General features: G+C 69.2%; 17 protein-coding genes. 9 read left to right on the top strand and 8 right to left on the bottom strand.

Translation table 11 applies throughout. The annotated features are described in order from the left end of the window. The first annotated feature begins 83 nt into the window (after window positions 1-83). Entirely contained in the window at window positions 84-1,778 is a 1,695-nt protein-coding gene (gene ptsP / locus NTM_RS06360; RefSeq protein ID WP_179963897.1) for a phosphoenolpyruvate--protein phosphotransferase, read from the top strand. Here ptsP and NTM_RS06355 read toward each other — a convergent pair. Then, window positions 1,775-2,014 (bottom strand): hypothetical protein, encoded by a 240-nt coding sequence (locus NTM_RS06355; protein WP_104864366.1) that lies wholly within the window; start codon window positions 2,012-2,014, stop codon window positions 1,775-1,777. The two genes, ptsP and NTM_RS06355, sit on opposite strands and share 4 nt — an antisense overlap. Before the next feature lie 106 nt (window positions 2,015-2,120). Here NTM_RS06355 and NTM_RS06350 point away from each other — a divergent pair, with 106 nt between their 5' ends. Continuing rightward, window positions 2,121-3,095 carry a pirin family protein gene (locus NTM_RS06350; protein ID WP_163765806.1) on the top strand — a complete coding sequence of 325 codons (975 nt, stop codon included), beginning with the start codon at window positions 2,121-2,123 and terminating at the stop codon, window positions 3,093-3,095. 4 nt (window positions 3,096-3,099) lie between these two features. On the opposite strand, the gene NTM_RS06345 is transcribed toward NTM_RS06350, so the two are convergent. After that, window positions 3,100-5,244 carry an FUSC family protein gene (locus NTM_RS06345; protein WP_163765805.1) on the bottom strand — a complete coding sequence of 715 codons (2,145 nt, stop codon included), beginning with the start codon at window positions 5,242-5,244 and terminating at the stop codon, window positions 3,100-3,102. Between the two features lie 126 nt (window positions 5,245-5,370). Then, window positions 5,371-5,937, bottom strand: coding sequence for a TetR/AcrR family transcriptional regulator (locus tag NTM_RS06340; RefSeq protein ID WP_163765804.1), 567 nt, complete (start codon window positions 5,935-5,937; stop codon window positions 5,371-5,373). A 154-nt stretch (window positions 5,938-6,091) separates the two neighbouring features. On the opposite strand from NTM_RS06340, the gene NTM_RS06335 reads away from it, so the two are divergent. The 7 genes from NTM_RS06335 to NTM_RS06305 all read left to right on the top strand — a co-directional run bounded on the left by NTM_RS06335 (window position 6,092) and on the right by NTM_RS06305 (window position 12,360). Further along, window positions 6,092-6,727, top strand: coding sequence for a TetR/AcrR family transcriptional regulator (locus NTM_RS06335; RefSeq protein WP_179963896.1), 636 nt, complete (start codon window positions 6,092-6,094; stop codon window positions 6,725-6,727). A 128-nt stretch (window positions 6,728-6,855) separates the two neighbouring features. Further along, a complete protein-coding gene (locus NTM_RS06330; RefSeq protein ID WP_163765802.1) occupies window positions 6,856-7,791 on the top strand; it encodes a class I SAM-dependent methyltransferase in 936 nt (311 codons plus the stop codon). A gap of 74 nt (window positions 7,792-7,865) precedes the next feature. Then, window positions 7,866-9,272 carry an aldehyde dehydrogenase family protein gene (locus NTM_RS06325; protein WP_163765801.1) on the top strand — a complete coding sequence of 469 codons (1,407 nt, stop codon included), beginning with the start codon at window positions 7,866-7,868 and terminating at the stop codon, window positions 9,270-9,272. Between the two features lie 39 nt (window positions 9,273-9,311). Continuing rightward, window positions 9,312-10,175: an SDR family oxidoreductase gene (locus NTM_RS06320; protein WP_163765800.1), complete on the top strand. Its 864-nt coding sequence runs from the start codon at window positions 9,312-9,314 to the stop codon at window positions 10,173-10,175. A 5-nt stretch (window positions 10,176-10,180) separates the two neighbouring features. Next, entirely contained in the window at window positions 10,181-11,143 is a 963-nt protein-coding gene (locus NTM_RS06315) for an NADPH:quinone oxidoreductase family protein (protein WP_163765799.1), read from the top strand. Between the two features lie 2 nt (window positions 11,144-11,145). After that, on the top strand, window positions 11,146-11,847 hold the full coding sequence (locus NTM_RS06310) for a haloacid dehalogenase type II (protein WP_163765798.1): 702 nt from the start codon (window positions 11,146-11,148) through the stop codon (window positions 11,845-11,847). 27 nt (window positions 11,848-11,874) lie between these two features. Beyond that, on the top strand, window positions 11,875-12,360 hold the full coding sequence (locus NTM_RS06305; RefSeq protein ID WP_163765797.1) for a DUF456 domain-containing protein: 486 nt from the start codon (window positions 11,875-11,877) through the stop codon (window positions 12,358-12,360). Between the two features lie 85 nt (window positions 12,361-12,445). Here NTM_RS06305 and NTM_RS06300 read toward each other — a convergent pair whose 3' ends face one another. From NTM_RS06300 to NTM_RS06280, 5 genes are all read right to left on the bottom strand, one after another. Then, window positions 12,446-13,345 (bottom strand): alpha/beta fold hydrolase, encoded by a 900-nt coding sequence (locus tag NTM_RS06300; RefSeq protein WP_104864356.1) that lies wholly within the window; start codon window positions 13,343-13,345, stop codon window positions 12,446-12,448. A 7-nt stretch (window positions 13,346-13,352) separates the two neighbouring features. Further along, window positions 13,353-14,153 (bottom strand): tyrosine-protein phosphatase, encoded by an 801-nt coding sequence (locus NTM_RS06295; protein ID WP_104864355.1) that lies wholly within the window; start codon window positions 14,151-14,153, stop codon window positions 13,353-13,355. Then, the gene (locus tag NTM_RS06290; protein WP_179963895.1) at window positions 14,153-15,409 is read right to left on the bottom strand and encodes an acyl-CoA dehydrogenase family protein; all 1,257 of its coding nucleotides are present in this window, start codon (window positions 15,407-15,409) and stop codon (window positions 14,153-14,155) included. Before NTM_RS06290 ends, NTM_RS06295 begins: the two co-directional genes overlap by 1 nt. Before the next feature lie 61 nt (window positions 15,410-15,470). Continuing rightward, a complete protein-coding gene (locus tag NTM_RS06285) occupies window positions 15,471-16,136 on the bottom strand; it encodes a phosphodiesterase (RefSeq protein WP_163765795.1) in 666 nt (221 codons plus the stop codon). A gap of 40 nt (window positions 16,137-16,176) precedes the next feature. Next, entirely contained in the window at window positions 16,177-17,634 is a 1,458-nt protein-coding gene (locus NTM_RS06280) for an aminotransferase class I/II-fold pyridoxal phosphate-dependent enzyme (RefSeq protein WP_163765794.1), read from the bottom strand. Window positions 17,635-17,711: the final 77 nt, after the last annotated feature.

Raw genomic sequence — 17,711 nt, 5'->3', positions numbered from 1 at the left:
TATCGTGCCGATTCAATGTTGATATTTTTGGTTTTACTACTGAATGTGTTGACTTGTCAAGGGATTTCTGTAACCTAGTTCACATGACTTCGGATACCTCGCGTGCATCACTGTCGGCGGGCGCCGTGCTCCACGGGGTGCCGGTGGTTCCGGGAATCCAGTACGCCCCGGTCATCCGGCCCGGCAAACTTCCCGACCTCGACCTCCAGGCCGATGTGCAAGTCCCCGAGGGGGAACGCGAGGCGGAGCGGGAGCGGTTCAGCACGGCAGCGGCGGCGGTGGCCGACCGGCTGCGCGAGCGCGCGGCCCACGCGACCGGCCCGGCCTCCGAGGTGCTTGCCGCGACCGCGACCCTGGCGACCGACCGCGGCTGGCTGAGCGCGGCAGAGAAACGCATCAAGGACGGCGCGCCCGCGGTGCGCGCGGTCGACGGCGCCATCGACCAGTTCGTGGACGTGTTCACCAAGCTGGGCGGGCTGATGGCCGAACGCGTCACCGATCTGCGTGACATCCGCTCCCGCGTCATCGCCGAACTTCAGGGCCTGCCCGAGCCCGGCGTCCCCCTCCCCGACGAACCCTCGATCCTGTGCGCCGAGGACCTCGCGCCGGCCGACACGGCCGGGCTGGACCCGGAGCTCGTCGTCGCGCTGGCCACCACGCTGGGCGGGCCGACCAGCCACACCGCGATCATCGCCCGCCAGCTCGGCATCCCGTGCGTCGTCGCGGTCACCGGCCTCGACGACGTCGCCGCGGGCACCATGGTGATGGTCGACGGCACCCGGGGAACGGTCACGGTGTCCCCGGACGCCGAGTCGGCGCGCTCCCAGATGGCGGACGCGAAGCGGGCGACCGATGCCGCGGCGAGCTGGACCGGCCCCGGGGCGACCGCCGACGGCCACCCGGTCGCGGTGTACGCCAACGTGCAGGACGGGGCGGCCGCGCGCGCCGCGCGCAACACCCCGGCCGAAGGCATCGGGCTGTTCCGCACCGAGCTGTGCTTCCTGAACACCGACACCGAACCCACCGTCGACGAGCAGGCCAAGATCTACGCCGAGGTGCTGGAGGCGTTCCCGGAGAGCAAGGTGGTGATCCGCACCCTCGACGCGGGCTCGGACAAGCCGCTGAAGTTTGCCGGTCACCCTGACGAGGCGAACCCCGCGCTGGGTGTGCGCGGTTTCCGTATTTCTTTCAACAACCCGGGTCTGCTGCAGCGCCAGCTCGAGGCCATCGCGCTCGCCGGTGAGCGGACCGGTACGTCGCCCTGGGTGATGGCGCCGATGATCGCAACCCCCGAGGAGGCACGGAGCTTTGCCGAAAGTGCACGTTCGTACGGATTGATCCCGGGGGTGATGATCGAGGTGCCTGCGGCGGCGCTGCTCGCCGACCGGATCCTGGAGCACGTCGAGTTCCTGTCGATCGGCACCAACGACCTGGGGCAGTACACGATGGCCGCCGACCGGATGTCGGCCGAGCTGGCCACGCTGACCGACCCGTGGCAGCCCGCCGTGCTGGCCCTGGTCGCAATGACGGCGAAAGCCGGTGTGGCGGTGGGTAAGCGGGTCGGGGTGTGTGGCGAGGCGGCGGCAGACCCGCTGCTGGGCTGCGTGCTGGCCGGATTGGGGGTGTCGTCGCTGTCGGCCGCCGCCGCCGCGGTGCAGGGCGTCGGCGCCAAACTGTCGCAGGTCACCATGCAGCAGTGCCGCGACGCCGCCGACGCCGTCCTGGGCACCGCGAGCGCGGCCGAGGCCAGGGCCGCGGCGCTGGCCGTACTGGGTTAGACCGTCCAACCCGTCTGCTGCGGCCACGACTCGACATCGCGGCCGTCACACCGCAACCGCACATACTCGTAGCCCCGTTCGCCGGCCTCGGCCGTGGTGTCGGCGTAGACGCGCCGCGCCTCGTGCTCACCGCCGCGGGCCACGGTGGTCTCCTCGGCGCCCGCCGCGGGATTGCCCCGGTCGTAGGCGGTCGCGGTCACCACCTCCCACTGCGTGGAGCCGTCGCTGTCTGTCATGGCCCCTCCTCTCCGGGAGGCGGGTACCCCGGGTCGCGCGCAGTGCACACTGGGAGCACCCAGACGCCCCGGGAATTATTCGGACCACAGTCCGGTTAGGGTGGACATGCCTGCTATCACCGCGAACACGCTGGAACTGCCGCGGATCGGACGACCCGCGGCCACCGATACAGAACGTCCCGTTCGGACCATCACCACCGGTCCGCGCGGCTTCGAGGGCGAGGGGTTCCCGGTCGTCCGGGCCTTCGCCGGGGTCAACCCCCGCGACCTCGACCCGTTCATCCACATGGACCAGATGGGCGAGGTCGAGTACGAGCCGGGCGAGCCGCGCGGCACCGACTGGCATCCGCATCGCGGCTTCGAGACCGTCACGTACATGATCGACGGGCGCTTCGCGCACCAGGACTCGCACGGCGGCGGCGGCCTGATCACCGACGGCGCCACCCAGTGGATGACCGCCGGCTCGGGCATCCTGCACATCGAGACACCGCCTGCCGAACTCGTCGAGAGCGGTGGGCTGTTCCACGGTATCCAGCTCTGGGTGAATCTGCCGAAGCAGGACAAGTTTGCCGCCCCGAGATATCAGGCGATCGAAGGGGAACAGGCCGCGCTGCTCGCGTCCGACGACGGCGGAGCGCTGGTGCGCATCATCGCCGGCGGCATCGACGGGCACACCGGGCCGGGTGCGACGCACACCCCGATCACGTTGGCGCACGCGACGATCGAGCCCGGTGCGCAACTGAACCTGCCGTGGAACCGGGACTTCAACGCGTTGTTGTACGTGCTGTCCGGCCGCGGCACGGTGGGCCCCGTCGGCCATCCGATCCAGCAGGGCCAGTTGGCGGTGCTCGGCCCCGGTGACCGCATCAGCGTGTCCGCCGAGGCCCGGCAGGACTCACACCGTCCCGCCCTCGAAGTACTGCTGTTGGGCGGCAAGCCGATCCGCGAGCCGATCTTCCAGTACGGACCGTTCGTGATGAACACCAAGTCCCAGATCCTGGAAGCCGTCGAGGATTTCCAGGCGGGCAAGTTCGGCGCGATCCCGCCGGACGCGCTGCGGCCGCACCGCCCGTCGCGATGACGGGCTAGGACTCCTCCGGGTCCCACGGGTAGATCAGCTCGAGCTCGCCGATCACCGCGGCGGCGGTGAGCAACGGCAGCGCCGCGGCGACACCGAGGTCGTCGGGAATCGCCTCCGCGCGCAGCGTGCGGACGAAGTCCTCACTGATCGGCACCCGGTGCCCCGTCGGTTCGCCGGCGACGCGCCGACAGATCGCGTCCACGTGGGACTCCAGTACCGCGCGCACCTTCGGGTAGGCCCCCAGCGGCGGCGGGGTCGGAATGTCGGCGATCAGATCGGCGGCGCTGCGCAGCCGGGTGGCGCGGTTGAACGACCGCACCACCGGCGCGCGGAAGTCGGTCTCACCGCTGCCCTCCGAAAGATACTGCCGCACAGCGTCATCGATGACGCGCGACGCGTCGAGCGCCTGGTGGCCGAGGGTCACCACCTCGTCGTTGCGGCCCTCGTACGCGCCGCGGGTCACGCGCAGCACCGCCGCCCGCAGATACCGGGCGGCGACGAACCGGGCCGAGTCGATCGCGCGTGTCACCGATGCGGTCGCACCGCGCGGCCACATCAGCACCGACACCACCACACCCACCATCGCGCCGACGAACACGTCCTCGACCCGGATCAGGCCGACCTCCCAGCCGGTCGGAACGATCAGGTTGAAGAAGATGAGCACCATCATCGTGAACGCGGCCTGCGCCGCGGTGAACGACGCGATCTCGGGAACGTAGGCCGAGCCGAACACCGCCAGCGGCATCAGGATCCACAGCACCACCGGGTTCACCCCGACAAGACCGATCAACAACGCACCGAGCAAGAACCCGATACCGGTGCCGACCACCGCACGCCACACCCGCGTACCGGTCGTCAGGGCGCTGCTCCGCAGCACCGACAGCGCGCCGAGCACCACCCAGAACCCGTGTTCGACCGGAAAGACGTGGGTCACGGCCACCGCCAGCGCCAGCCCGAGTCCGGTGCGCAAACTGTTGCGCACCGCGACAGAGCGGTTCTCCAGGAACCCGGTGGTGATCTCCGCGGCGGCAACGGTTTCCGGCAGCAGCCGGTCCGACGCGCCGGTCGGAGGCAACTGCCGGCCCAGCGCCCGCGCCCACACCGGGCGCGCGTCGGCTGCGGCAGCCACCGCGATGATGCGGCCGGTGGCGATCACCGTCGCGGCAATGGTGCGGCGGCGCAACAGATCACGGCCGAACGCGACGGCCTCGTCGTCGTCGGCGCAACCGAGGATCTCGTCGAGGTCCTCGCGCCAGCGCCCGCGCGCGGCGGTGCGCAACGCCAACAGCGCGGCCTCCAGCTCCGCGCGAGCCATCTCGCGGTCCGCAGGCCGGGTGATGCTGAGCACGCGGGCCGCGGCGCGCAGCACCCTCACCACCGCATCCTTGTCCCGCAGGAAGACGCCGGTCGAGGAGCCGGTGCGATCGGCCACCCATTCCAGGTCGTCGACCACACGCACCAGTGCCCGGCTGCCCGCGGTCAAGCCGACCGGCCGAAAATCGGCTCCCAGGAACGTTTCCCGCAGCGCGTCCATCGCCCGAGTGACATCCTCGGCTGTCGCGTCGCCGTCCAGCCGGTCGGCCAGGGTGGCGCACGCCCGCGCCGCGCGGCGGCGCAGTTGACCGTGGTGGCGCGGCGGCAGCACGAAGAGCGCGGCAGGCACACAGACCGCCAGCGCGATCGCCCAGCCGAGCAGGCGTTCCCCGACCGGACCTGGCGGCGTACAGGCGGGCAGCACGAAGGTCAGCAGGGTGGCACGCTGGCCGGCGGCCAGTGTCTCGCTGAGCACCCCGGAGAAGGTCACCGCGACACCGAGGGCGAACATCGCCGCCACCGCGGGCCACGGATGCGGCGCGACCAAGGTGCCGAGGGTGATGAGAACGCATCCGTTGAAGCCGAGTCCCAGATAGGCCACCGCGCGGTTCTGCCGGTTTCCCGGGAAATCGGAGAACACCAGCAGCGCCACCGAACCGAAGATTGTGAACATCGGTGTTTGTGAACTGCCGCCGGCAAGCGCGAAGCTCAGCCCGCCGGCCACCGGCACCACCAAGGCCGCGCGCAGCGCCCGGCGCAGGGCGTCCCGGTCGGGATCGCGCCGCGCAATCCGGTCCGCGATGCGGGTGCGCGCCCCGGCCCCGGCGGTCCGCATCAGTCTCCGAGCCCCGCGGTGACGCCGCTCAGCGCAGAAAAAGGCAATAGTAAGCGAACCGTAACAATTTGCTGCGGCGTAGAAACGTGGTCGCGGTGGACCGCTGCGGCGGCGGTGCGGACGCGGTCACTCACCGGGCGGCACCGACTCGAATCGGCCCGCGTCGAGAGCGTCGAGGAGCTGGTCGACCAGCCACCGCAATCCCGCGATGTCTCTCGGCAGCAGGGCCTGCTCGTAGCCCACCAGCAGGTAGACCGCCCAGGCCGCGAACAGCTCCGCCTGGCGGGAGTTCTCGACGATCTGCAGCGCAGAGTCGTGGAGCACCTGAAACCGCTGGCGATCCACGTCGGCCTGGACGGACCGCACCTCGGGGTCGATGAAGCTCCACACCCTGATCGCAGACTCCGCACCGTGCGGAAGGGACAGGCCGAATTCGATGAGCCGGCCGATGCGTTCGCGCGGATCGGGCTCGGACTGCACGGCCTCGACCACCCGCACCGTCAGTCCGTCGTGCCAGTACTTCACCAACTGCGTCGTGTACGCGCCCCAGTTGGTGAAGTAGTGGTAGAACGAGCCGGTCGTGACCCCGAGCCGCTGGCACACCTCGGCGAGCTTCAGCCCGCCATAGCCCTGATCGGACAGGACTTCCAGGCCCGCGTCGAAGAACGCCTCCCGCGATGACACCGCCCCCATGTCAGAAACCCTAGTTCGATATCCACGGTTGCCCAGCCAGCCTCGTGGATCGGCCCTCGGGCCGCCCCTTACGGAGTTTGCTGACCGGTCTCCGAGCGGTAACGACCGAAAGATGCGTCACCGGCTCCCAGGTGGCGTGTGGCACAATTTGACCGTGCCGTATACGGCTAGTCGAGGCCCAGGACGTCCTCCCGCAGCGAAGGCAGCTGAAACCCGGGAGCGCATTTTGCGCGCCGCTCGCGAAGTGTTCAGCGAACTCGGGTACGACGCTGCGACGTTCCAGGCGATCGCCATTCGCGCCGATCTCACCAGACCCGCAATCAACCACTACTTCGCGAGCAAACGCGTTCTGTGGTCGGAGGTGGTCGAGCAGGTGAACGCGACCGTCCTCACCGAGGGCGTCGTGCGGGCCCGCGAGCAGACGACGCTCGTGGACCGGCTGACCGCCTTCCTGTCGGTTGCCACCCAGGCCCACTCCGAAGACCGCTCCGCGGCGGCGTTCCTGGTCACGTCCGTGCTGGAGTCCCAGCGCCATCCCGAGCTCGGCAACGACGAGCACGACGCGATGAAGAACTCGCGCGCGTTCGTATCGTGGGCGGTCAACGACGCCATCGCTCGCGGGGAGCTCAGCGGTGACACCGACGTCGACCACCTCGTCGAGATGCTGGTCGCGGTGGTCTGGGGGATGGGCTTCTATGCCGGGTTCGTCGGTGACCGCTCCGACCTGAGCGCCGTCGTACACAAACTCGAGCTGCTGCTGGCCAACAAGCTCTGGAACGTCGCCGACTAGCGTCGGCTCGTTTTAAGTGTTTGCCTCCTGATTTGCCGCTGTAATTTCGCGCACAGCGGAGTCTCGCACCCACCTTTATTAGATAGACTTGCGAAGTACTTGTGTCTTTCGACCTCCGGAGTTGAGTAATGAGTTCGCTTCGCACCGACAACGACACCTGGGACATCGCGTCCAGCGTCGGCGCCACCGCCGTCATGGTTGCCGCGGCCCGAGCCGCCGAGACCGAGCGCCCGAACCCCCTGATCAACGATCCGTACGCGAAGCTGCTGATCGCCGGCGCCGGAACCAGCGGGGCCTGGCAGTTCATCGCCGACCAGGCCGCGGTCGCGCGCATCGCCGAGACCGACCCCGAGATCGGCGCGATGTTCGAGCACATGAGCAGCTACCAGGCTGTACGCACCCACTTCTTCGACGCGTTCTTCGCCGACGCGGCCGCCGCCGGCATCCGTCAGATCGTGATCCTGGCCTCCGGCCTGGACTCGCGGGCCTACCGGCTGGCGTGGCCCGCCGGCACCACAGTCTTCGAGATCGACCAGCCGCTGGTGCTGGAGTACAAGACGTCGCGGCTGGCCGAACACGGCGTGGCGCCCACCGCGGACCGCCGCGAAGTACCCATCGACCTGCGCCAGGACTGGCCTACCGCGCTCAAGGCCGCCGGCTTCGACCCGGCCCAGCCGACCGCGTGGCTGGCCGAAGGCCTGCTGATGTACCTGCCCGCCGATGCCCAGGACCGGCTGTTCGAACAGATCACCGCGCTCAGCGCGCCCGGGAGCCGGGTCGCCGCGGAGTCGATCGGGAATCACGCACCGGACCGACGCGAGAAGATGCGGGAGCGTTTCGCGTCCATCACCGCGCAGATCGGCGTCGACGAGCCGATGGACATCGCCGAACTGACCTACGAAGACGACAACCGCGCCAACGTCGCCGACTGGCTCAACACCCACGGCTGGCAGGCCGAGCCCACCGCGGCCCAGGACGAGATGCGCCGCCTCGGCCGCTTCGTCGAGATCCCGGAGGCCGACGAGGAGTCGTTCTCGACGTTCACCACCGGGGTCAAGTCCTGAGGTCTTGACACCTGTTCACCAACCGGATGGTTGGTTAGGATTCGGGTTACTCCGAGGTCAGGAAGGGCCCCATCATGACCACCGAATCCGTAGCCCCAGTTCAGGCCGCCGAAGGCGCCGACATTCCCGCCATCGTGCAGCGACTGCGCCGCACCTTCGCGACCGGTCGCACCCGCAGCGTGCAGTGGCGCAAAGAGCAGTTGCACGCGCTGGAGCGGCTGATGAGCGAGAACGAAGGCGCGATCACCGAGGCGCTGGAAAAGGATCTGGGCCGCGCGCCGTTCGAGGCGTGGCTGGCCGACATCGCCAGCACCACCGGTGAGGCCGCCTATGCCGCCAAGAACGTCGGCAAGTGGATGAAGCGCCGCTACCGCCTGCTCGAGGCCTCCCAGCTGCCCGGCCGCGGGTGGATCGAGTACGAGCCCTACGGCACCGTGCTGATCATCGGCGCATGGAACTTCCCGTTCGCGCTGACCCTCGGACCGGCCGTCGGCGCGATCGCCGCCGGGAACACCGTCGTGCTGAAGCCGTCCGAGGTCGCCCCGGCGTCGTCGGCGCTGATGGCCGATCTGGTGCCGCGCTACCTGGACAACGACGCCGTCGCGGTCGTCGAGGGTGACGGCGCGGTCAGCCAGGAACTCATCGCGCAGGGCTTCGACCACCTGATCTTCACCGGCGGCACCGAGATCGGCCGCAAGGTCTACGAGAGTGCCGCCACGCATCTGACCCCGGTCACGCTGGAACTGGGTGGCAAGAGCCCGGTGATCGTCGCCAAGGACGCCGACGTCGAGGTCGCCGCCAAGCGCATCGCGTGGACCAAGCTGATCAACTCCGGCCAGATCTGCATCGCCCCGGACTACGTGCTGGTCGAGGCGCCGGTCCGGGACAAGCTCGTCGACGAACTCCGCAAGACCATCGATGCCTTCGAGGCCGGTAACACCGCAGGCAAGCGGATCGTCAACGAGCGGCACTTCAACCGGCTGTCCAACGCACTGGCCGCGACGAAGGGCAAGGTCGCCATCGGCGGCAGCACCGACGCCGCCAACATCAAGATCGCGCCCACCGTCGTCGTCGACCCGGACCCGGCCGAGCCGCTGATGACCGACGAGATCTTCGGCCCCATCCTGCCGGTCGTCACCGTGCAGAACCTCGACGAGGCGATCACCTTCGTCAACTCCCGGCCCAAGCCGCTGGCGGCCTACCTGTTCACCAAGGCCAAGGCGGTGCGAGAGCGCGTCATCAAGGAGGTCCCGGCGGGCGGCATGCTGGTCAACCACCTGCTGTTCCACTTCGCGACGCACAAGCTGCCGTTCGGCGGCGTCGGCCCGTCCGGTCTGGGCGCCTACCACGGCAAGTTCGGCTTCGAGGAGTTCAGCCACCGCAAGTCCGTGCTGACCAAGCCGACCCGACCCGACCTCACCGCGATGATCTACCCGCCGTATACAGAGAAGGCGTTCAAGCTGGCGCGCAAGCTGTTCTAGATTCGTACAACCCTTAAGACCCTCTAGAGAGGAACATCAGTGCCTGGAGTGCAGGATCGTGTCATCGTCGTCACGGGTGCCGGAGGTGGACTGGGCCGCGAATACGCCCTGACGCTCGCGCGTGAGGGCGCCAGCGTCGTCGTCAACGACCTCGGTGGCGCGCGCGACGGCACCGGCGCCGGATCGGCGATGGCCGACGAGGTGGTCAAGGAGATCAAGGACGCCGGCGGCCGGGCCGTGGCGAACTACGACTCCGTCGCCGAGCCCGAGGGCGCCGAGAACATCATCAAGACCGCGGTCGACGAGTTCGGCAAGGTCGACGGCGTGGTGTCCAACGCGGGCATCCTGCGCGACGGCACCTTCCACAAGATGACGTTCGAGAACTGGGACGCCGTGCTGAAGGTGCACCTGTACGGCGGCTACAACGTGATCCGCGCGGCGTGGCCGCACTTCCGGGAGAACGGTTTCGGCCGCGTCGTCGTCGCGACCTCGACCAGTGGTCTGTTCGGCAACTTCGGCCAGGCCAACTACGGCGCCGCCAAGCTCGGCCTGGTCGGCCTGATCAACACGCTCGCCCAGGAAGGCGCCAAGTACAACATCAAGGCCAACGCCGTCGCGCCGATCGCCGCGACCCGTATGACGCAGGACATCCTGCCGCCCGAGGTGTTCGAGAAGCTGACCCCCGAATACGTCGCGCCGATCGTGTCGTACCTGTGCACCGAAGAGGTGCCCGACACCGCGTCGGTGTTCATCGTCGGCGGCGGCAAGGTGCAGCGGACCGCGCTGTTCCAGAACCAGGGTGTGACGTTCACCGAGGTGCCCTCGGTCGACGACGTCGCCGCCAAGTGGGGCGAGATCACCGATCTGTCGGCAGCCGAGCGGGCTACCTTCAGCCTCGGCTGATATTGATGAAAGCACTTGTCGCACAAGAGCTGACAGGTCCGGCAGGGCTGGCCTACACCGACGTCGATGAACCCGGCGGCACTGATGCCGTGGTCGTCGACGTCGGTGCGGCCGGCGTCTGCTTCCCGGACCTGCTGATGCTGCGGGGCGAATACCAGATGAAGGTGCCCGCGCCGTTCGTGCCAGGGCTGGAGGTCGCGGGCACTGTGCGGTCCGCCCCGGAAGGCTCGGGTTTCGTTGCCGGGCAGCGGGTTTCGGGTTTCAGCCTGCTCGGTGCGTGGGCCGAACGGGTGGCGCTGCCGGTGGGTAGCGTGGTCCCGACCAACCCGGCGCTCGACGACGGGGCGGCGGTCTGCCTGCTGGGCAACTACTACACGATGTACTTCGCGCTGCACCGCCGCGGCGGGCTGCGGTCGGGCGAGACGGTGCTGGTCCTCGGCTCGGGCGGCGGTATCGGTACCGCGTCGATCCAGATCGCGAAAGCTCTGGGCGCCAAGGTGATCGCGATGGTGCACCGGCCGTCGGCGACCGACTTCGTCACGTCGCTGGGCGCCGACGTGGTGCTGCCGCTGACCGACGGCTGGCTCGACGCGGTCAAGGCCGAGACCGGTGGCCGCGGCGTCGACCTGGTGGTCGACCCGATCGGCGGGGACACGTTCGACGATGCGGTCCGAGCGTTGGCGACCGAGGGCCGCCTGCTGGTGATCGGCTTCGCGGCGGGCGGCATCCCGACGGTAAAGGTGAACCGGCTGCTGCTGCGTAACGTGAGCGTCGTCGGCGTCGGCTGGGGCGAGTTCGTCAACCGCACACCGGGCGCGCAGGCCGAGGTCGGTGCGGCGCTGGCCGAACTCGTCGACAACGGCCTTAAACCACCAGACCCGGTGCGGTACCCGCTGTCTGACGGGGTGGCGGCGCTGCAGGCATTCGCCGACGGCGCGGTGAACGGCAAGCTGGTCCTGGAACCGTAAGCATGTGCATCAGAGCGCTGGCCTTCGACGTGTTCGGCACTGTCGTGGACTGGCGCTCCAGCATCATCGCCGAGCTCACCGCATTCGGCCGCGAGCACGGGGTCGACGCGGACTGGGCACGGTTCGCCGACGACTGGCGCGCCGGGTACGCCCCGGCGATGGACCGGGTGCGCCGTGGTGAGCTGCCGTGGACACCGATCGACGATCTGCATCGCGGCAGGCTCACCGAGCTGCTCGACGGTGCCGGGATCGCGGTCGACGACGCCGCGATCGACCACCTGAACCGGGCGTGGCACCGGCTGCTGCCGTGGCCTGACGCCGTCGCCGGGCTGGAACGGCTGAAGCGGCGCTACACGATCGCGACGTTGTCCAACGGCAACGTGTCGCTGCTGACCAACATGGCCGCCCGTGCGGGCCTGCCGTGGGACAGCGTGCTGTCGGCGGAGATGTTCGGGCATTACAAACCGGACCGTGAGGTGTACCTGGGTGCGGCGCGCGCCCTCGACGTCGCGCCTGCCGAACTGATGCTCGTCGCCGCCCACCCGTCCGATCTGCGGGCGGCCCGCGATGCCGGTCTGCACACGGCCTATGTGCACCGTCCGCTCGAGTACGGTGCCGGTCGCGACAGATCCCGTCCGGCCGCAGAGGAATTCGATGTCACGGCAGAGGATTTCGGTGACCTCGCCGATCAACTCGACGCCTGAGCCGCCCGGCGACGTAGGCTCGCCGGCATGAGCATCGGCGGCCTCGTCCTCGTCGCGCTGGTGATCGCCATCGGACTGGTCGGCATCGTGGTGCCGATCCTGCCCGGCGGGATCCTGGTGATCGGCGCCATCGCGGTGTGGGCGTTCGTCGTCAACACCACGGTGTCCTGGGTGGTGTTCGCGATCGCGGCGGCGCTCTACGTCGCGTCGCAGATCATCAAGTACACCTGGCCGGTGCAGCGCATGCGCGCGGCCGACGTGCGTACCTCGGTCCTGGTCGTCGGCGGCATCGCCGGCGTCGTCGGCTTCTTCGTCATCCCCGTCATCGGGCTGCTGATCGGCTTCGTGCTCGGGGTGTTCGTCGCCGAACTCGGTATTCGGCGCGACACGACCCGCGCGTGGGTGTCGACGTGGCACGCGCTGAAGGGAGTCGCACTGTCCGTCGGCGTCGAACTGGCCGGCGCGCTGCTGGCGACCGTGGCGTGGGTGGTCGGTGTGGTGCTGACCGCTTGACCCCGTCGGGCCGAGTTCTGCGTCAGGGTCGTGATTGTGTCGATGGCACAGCCCTGGTGCAGATTTCGGCAGTGAGAACAGCCGGTCACGTGATCGACCAGAGCTCCAGCAGCGTGCGCAGGGTGGCCACCAGCGGCAGCGGCTGGTCCAGCATCGGATGATGGCCGGCCTCGGCCAGTTCGATGAAGGGGCCACGCAGCTGCAGGATGTCCTTGACGACTTCGGCCATCTCGGGTGGTACCAGACCGTTCTCGCACCGCAGATAGCCGACGCGACAGGGCATCTGGTTCATCATCGCTTCCATGACCTCCTGCTCGGCAGGAGTCTGCTCGACGAGGTGCCCGCCGAAGATCCCCGGGTCGAACTTCCACACCCACCCGGTGAGTGTGCGCCGCACCGACTCGCTCGCGATGTGTTCCGAGACGTACGGCAGCACCCCGTGCTGCGCGGGGACCGGCCGGAACCGGCCGACGATCTCGTCTTTGGTGCGGTAGACCTTCGGGGACCTGCTGCTACGACTGAGGTCCCGTTCCTCCGGTGCACGGTCACGCAGCGGCGAATCGACCACGACGATGCTGTTGATCCGCTCGCCGAACAGTGACGCCGCCGTCGCCGTGACCCAGCCGCCCAGGCTGTGACCGACGATCGTCGGGTGCCCGTCGGACTCCGCGGCCGCGGCGGCCATCACCTCGCGCGCCCAGAGCCGAAGATCGTAGGACTCCCTGGTGCCGCTGTCCCCGTGTCCCGACAGGTCGGGGGCGACGACGCGGTGGGTGGCCGACAGCAGCGGCGCGATGTGGTCCCACCAACCGGAGTGCGCGGCACCGCCGTGCACCAGCACCAGCGGCGGGTTCTCGCGGTCGCCCCACACCCTTATGTGGATTTCGGCGCCCTCGACGTCGACGTGCGAGTGCTCCGGCTTGTCGGCCAGCGCGGTGGTGAACCACGCGGGTATCTCGGCGACCGGCCGGGAGCGCGAGAACACGACGCGGCTAACCGTGCAGCGCTGCGCGCAACCGGGAGAGGTCCTCGTCGGTGACCCCGGCCGACTCCAGATAACCCTGCAGGGAACCGAATTCGGTGTCGATGGTGCGCCGGGCGATGTCGAGGTACTCCTCGCGCACCCCGAGCACCGCCTCGGTGAGATTGGCTTCGGCGAGTTCCAGAATCTCGGGGGCCTCGGCCGCGCGTACCCGTACCGACTCCAGGATGCTCTCGCGCAGCTCCGGCACCGCCGCGTTGCTGCGCAGATAGTCGGTCATGATCGCGTCGCGGTCGGCGCCGGCGGCCTCCAGCACGACCGCGATCGTGAACCCGGTGCGGTCCTTGCCGGCGAAGCAGTGCGCGAGCACCGCGCGTCCCGAGCCGAGCAGCGTGATCACCCGGTGCACGGCGCGCTGGGCCAGCGGGGCCTGCGCGATCCGGCCGTACTCCTCGGACATGTAGCGCGCGGCCGCCGCGCCGGCGGGTTCACCGTCGGGCTTGTCGGTCATCATCCGCTGGAATGCGTGCTCGTGCGGGGACTCCCCGTCAGCGGCCACCGTCTCGACGAACGGCAGGTGGTGGATCTGCACCTGGGCGGGCACCAGGCCGGGGCCGTGCCGTTCCAGTTCGCGGGCGGTACGAAGGTCGGCGACGTCGGTGACGCCGTACCCGCCCAGCGCGGCGCGGCCGGCGTCGTCGAGCCTGGACAGCTCACTGGCCCGGAACAGCCGCCCCGCAGCCACACCGGTCTCCTCGGAGACGTCGCGGAAGTTCCACGCCCCCGAGAGTTCGTGCCCGGTCGAGGGCACTAGCGCGTCCCTGCGGGGTTTGATACGCCGCACGCGGCGGCTGCCAGGGGGGACTTCTCTTTCCCCAGCTCCGCCCGCGCGATGGTGCGCATGTGCACCTCGTCGGGACCGTCGAACAACCGCATGGCACGGTGCCAGCCGTACATCCGGGCCAGCGGGAAGTCGTCGGACACCCCCGCGCCGCCGTGCACCTGGATGGCCCGGTCGATCACGTCGCACGCCATCTGCGGGGCGACGGCCTTGATCTGCGCGACGAGCAGCTGGGCGTCCTTGCTCTTGTTGCCGTGCTGGTCGATGGTCCAGGCGGCCTTGTGGCACAGCATCCGGGTCTGCTCGATCTCGTTGCGCGACTTGGCGATCGCGTCGCGCACGACGCCCTGCTCGGCCAGCGGTTTTCCGAATGCGATACGCGTCTGCACCCGGTCGACCATCAGCGCCAGCGCCCGCTCGGCCGCGCCGATCGCCCGCATGCAGTGATGGATCCGGCCCGGCCCGAGCCGGGCCTGGGCGATCGCGAAGCCGGAGCCCTCCTCGTCGAGCAGGTTCGACGCCGGCACCCGAACGTTGTCGAAGGTGATCTCGCAGTGGCCGTGCTGGTCCTGCCAGCCGAACACCGGAAGGGACCGCTCGATGGACACCCCGGGCGTGTCGGTGGGCACCAGGATCATCGACTGCTGCCGGTGGCTGGGTCCGTCGGGGTTGGTGCGGCCCATCACGATCATGATCTTGCAGCGCGGATCGGCCGCGCCGGTGATCCACCACTTGCGGCCGTTGATCACGTAGTCGTCCCCGTCTCGCAGCATCGTTGTCTCGATGTTGCGGGCGTCGCTGGAGGCCACCGCGGGTTCGGTCATCGCGAACGCGCTGCGGATCTCCCCGGCCAACAGCGGCTTGAGCCACTGCTCGCTCTGCTGCTCGTTGGCGAACAGATGCAGCGTCTCCATGTTGCCGGTGTCGGGCGCGGCGCAGTTGGTCGCCTCGGGGGCGATCTCGGGGCTCCAGCCGGTCAACTCGGCCAGCGGCGCGTACTCCAGGTTCGACAGCCCGGAGATCGACGGCAGGAACAGGTTCCACAGGCCGCGCTCCTTGGCCTGCTTCTTGAGCTCCTCGACCACCGGCGGGACGGTGTGGTCCTTGGGCCCGGCCTCCTCGCGATACCGGTGGTAGGACTCCTCGGCCGGGAAGACGAACTCGACCATGAAGTCGCTCAACCGCTCGTGGTACTCGGCCGCCTTGGCTGACATCGCGAAGTCCATGACGCCACGATATGACACGTGTAAACGTGCACTTCGCGCAGGTCGACGGACCGAAACCGGCCTACTCGGCGCCGCGGCCCTCCCGGCTGTTGCGGTACGCGGCGTTGCGCAGCGAGGTCAGCCATCCCGGCAGCAGCGTCACCGCGGTGCCGCTGCGCACGGTGGGGTCGAACGGCTGGTCGCAGCCCGGGTCGTCGTCGCACAGCTCCCGGTCGAAGGTCAGTGTCGCGAGCGGGAGGAACGGCCCCACCCCGAACGCCTGCTCGACCTCGAACTCGACGGTGCCGCTGGTGAGTTGCTCGCGAACCGCGTCGAGCGACAATCCGTCGTCGAGCGGGGTGGTCATCGTCGCGCGCAGCCAGAAGATCCCGCCGGGGTAGCCGAGCGGCATCAGGGTGGAGTACTGGGCCGCGTTCCAGGACGCGACAGGACGCAGCGCCACGCGCGCCGACGACGACACCGTCAGCACGTCCCAGGGCTCGGAACCGTCGGCATCGCGCTCCATCCGCCACGCCAGGCCGGCGAAGTCGGGCAGTGAACCCGGCGTTCCGAAGCCCTTGGAGATCCGTCCGATGACATCGCCGGAGACCAGCGGCAGGCCTTCCTTGTCGGGGGCGGTTCGGGTGACAGTGCCGCCGCACAGCACGCCGGCGGGATGGAAGAACCGCTTGTCGCGCAGCGCCGCTCCGGCCCGGACGGGAAGGGTGGTCAGTTCGGAGATGCTCATCCGCCCTGACTGCCCGGTTCTGACTCGATGAAACGGTGTGTCAGGCCACCACCCGCAACCTCTCCAGTGACGGGTCCGCCGGATCCGGCAGGTTCATGCCTGCGGCCAGCCCGGACCGCAGGTAGTCGATGACCGTCTGGTTGAGCCGTTCGCCCGGGATCGCCGCCGGGATGCCCGGCGGGTACGGCGTGATCTGCTCCGCGCAGATCCGTCCGCAGGCCTCGGCTGCGGGCACCATCTCTGTCGGGCCGAAGAACGCATCACGAGGCAGCATGACCGTCTCCAACTGCAGTTCCTCGGGGTCGGGCAGATGGATTTCGGGTGGGCTGTCGAAGTCGTCGGCGGCACGCCGCCAGGCCTGCAGCGCCTCGAGAAGACGGCCGGTGGTCGCGGTGTCGTCGGCGGTGGACAGCGTGGCCAGGATGCGGCGGTGATCGCTCATGCCGACGTCGACCCGCCGGTGCTCCCGCAGCCAGTCCACGGCCTGGTAGCCGGAGGTGCCGGTCGCCGACACGTCGAGCAGGACCTGCATCCGGTCAAGGTCATGAGAAGCTTGCTCGCCGAGCAGCTCGTCGTCCATCACATCGACGTCCACGAGGTCCGCGACGGCGCCGCGTACCGAGGTCGCCAACTCCAGCGCGCCACCCACTAGCGGCTCCCCGTGCTCGACCATCTGCCGTCGCCAGCCGTCGATCGCCGAGTACACCAGCACGTTTGGGCTGGTGGTCATCAGCAGGTCGGCGCAGGCGCTCAGCCGCTGGCGGTCCACCAGGTCGCCCTGCACGTGGAAGACGGAACCCTGTTCGAAGCCCATGCCCATCTTGTGCACGTTGACCACGCAGACGTCGGCTCCGGCGTCCATCGCCCAGGTCGGTAGTTCTCGATGGAACGGCAGGTGCGCGCCCCACGCTTCGTCGACGATCAGTGGTTTGCCCCGGCGGTGGCACACGTCGGCGATACCGGCGAGGTCGGCGCAGGTGCCGTACGGGCTCGGGCTGACGATCAGCGCGGCGTCGGCGTCGGGATGGTGCTGCCAGGCCTCCTCGACCTGCTGCGGTGACGGCGGGTGCGACAGATGCCTGTCCGCGTCCCATTGCGGGGTGATCCAGCGCGGCTGCAGGCCACCGAACACCAGCCCGGCGACGATCGACTTGTGGCTGTCGCGGGTGACGAGAAGACCGTCGCCCCCGGCGGAGACGGCCATCATCGCGGCCTTCACGGACAACGAACTGCCGCACGTCGAGAAGAACGCATATTCGGCGCCGACCGCGTCGGCCATCAACTCCTCGGCGTGGCTCAGGAGCCCACCGCGCGAACGTCGATCGTCGAGACCACCGCTGGCCAGCACGTCGGCGCGGAACGGGTCGCGTCCGAGCACTGCGAGAACCCGGTCGTCGGCGCCGCGGCCCTGGCGGTGACCGGGCGGGGAGAAGCCGTAACGGTCCTGGCGGTGGTAATCGGCGACGGCGTCCAACAACGGGGCTTCGGACTGATCCATCGGGATCGCGTTCCCTCTGTCGCAGTGGACAAACCCCAAAACCGTTTGGGCCGGTGCCGACCGGGTAAACGGCGCGC

It is taken from the genome of Mycolicibacterium parafortuitum (genome assembly GCF_010725485.1).
Taxonomy (GTDB): domain Bacteria; phylum Actinomycetota; class Actinomycetes; order Mycobacteriales; family Mycobacteriaceae; genus Mycobacterium.
This window is presented reverse-complemented; position numbering and strand designations above follow the sequence as displayed.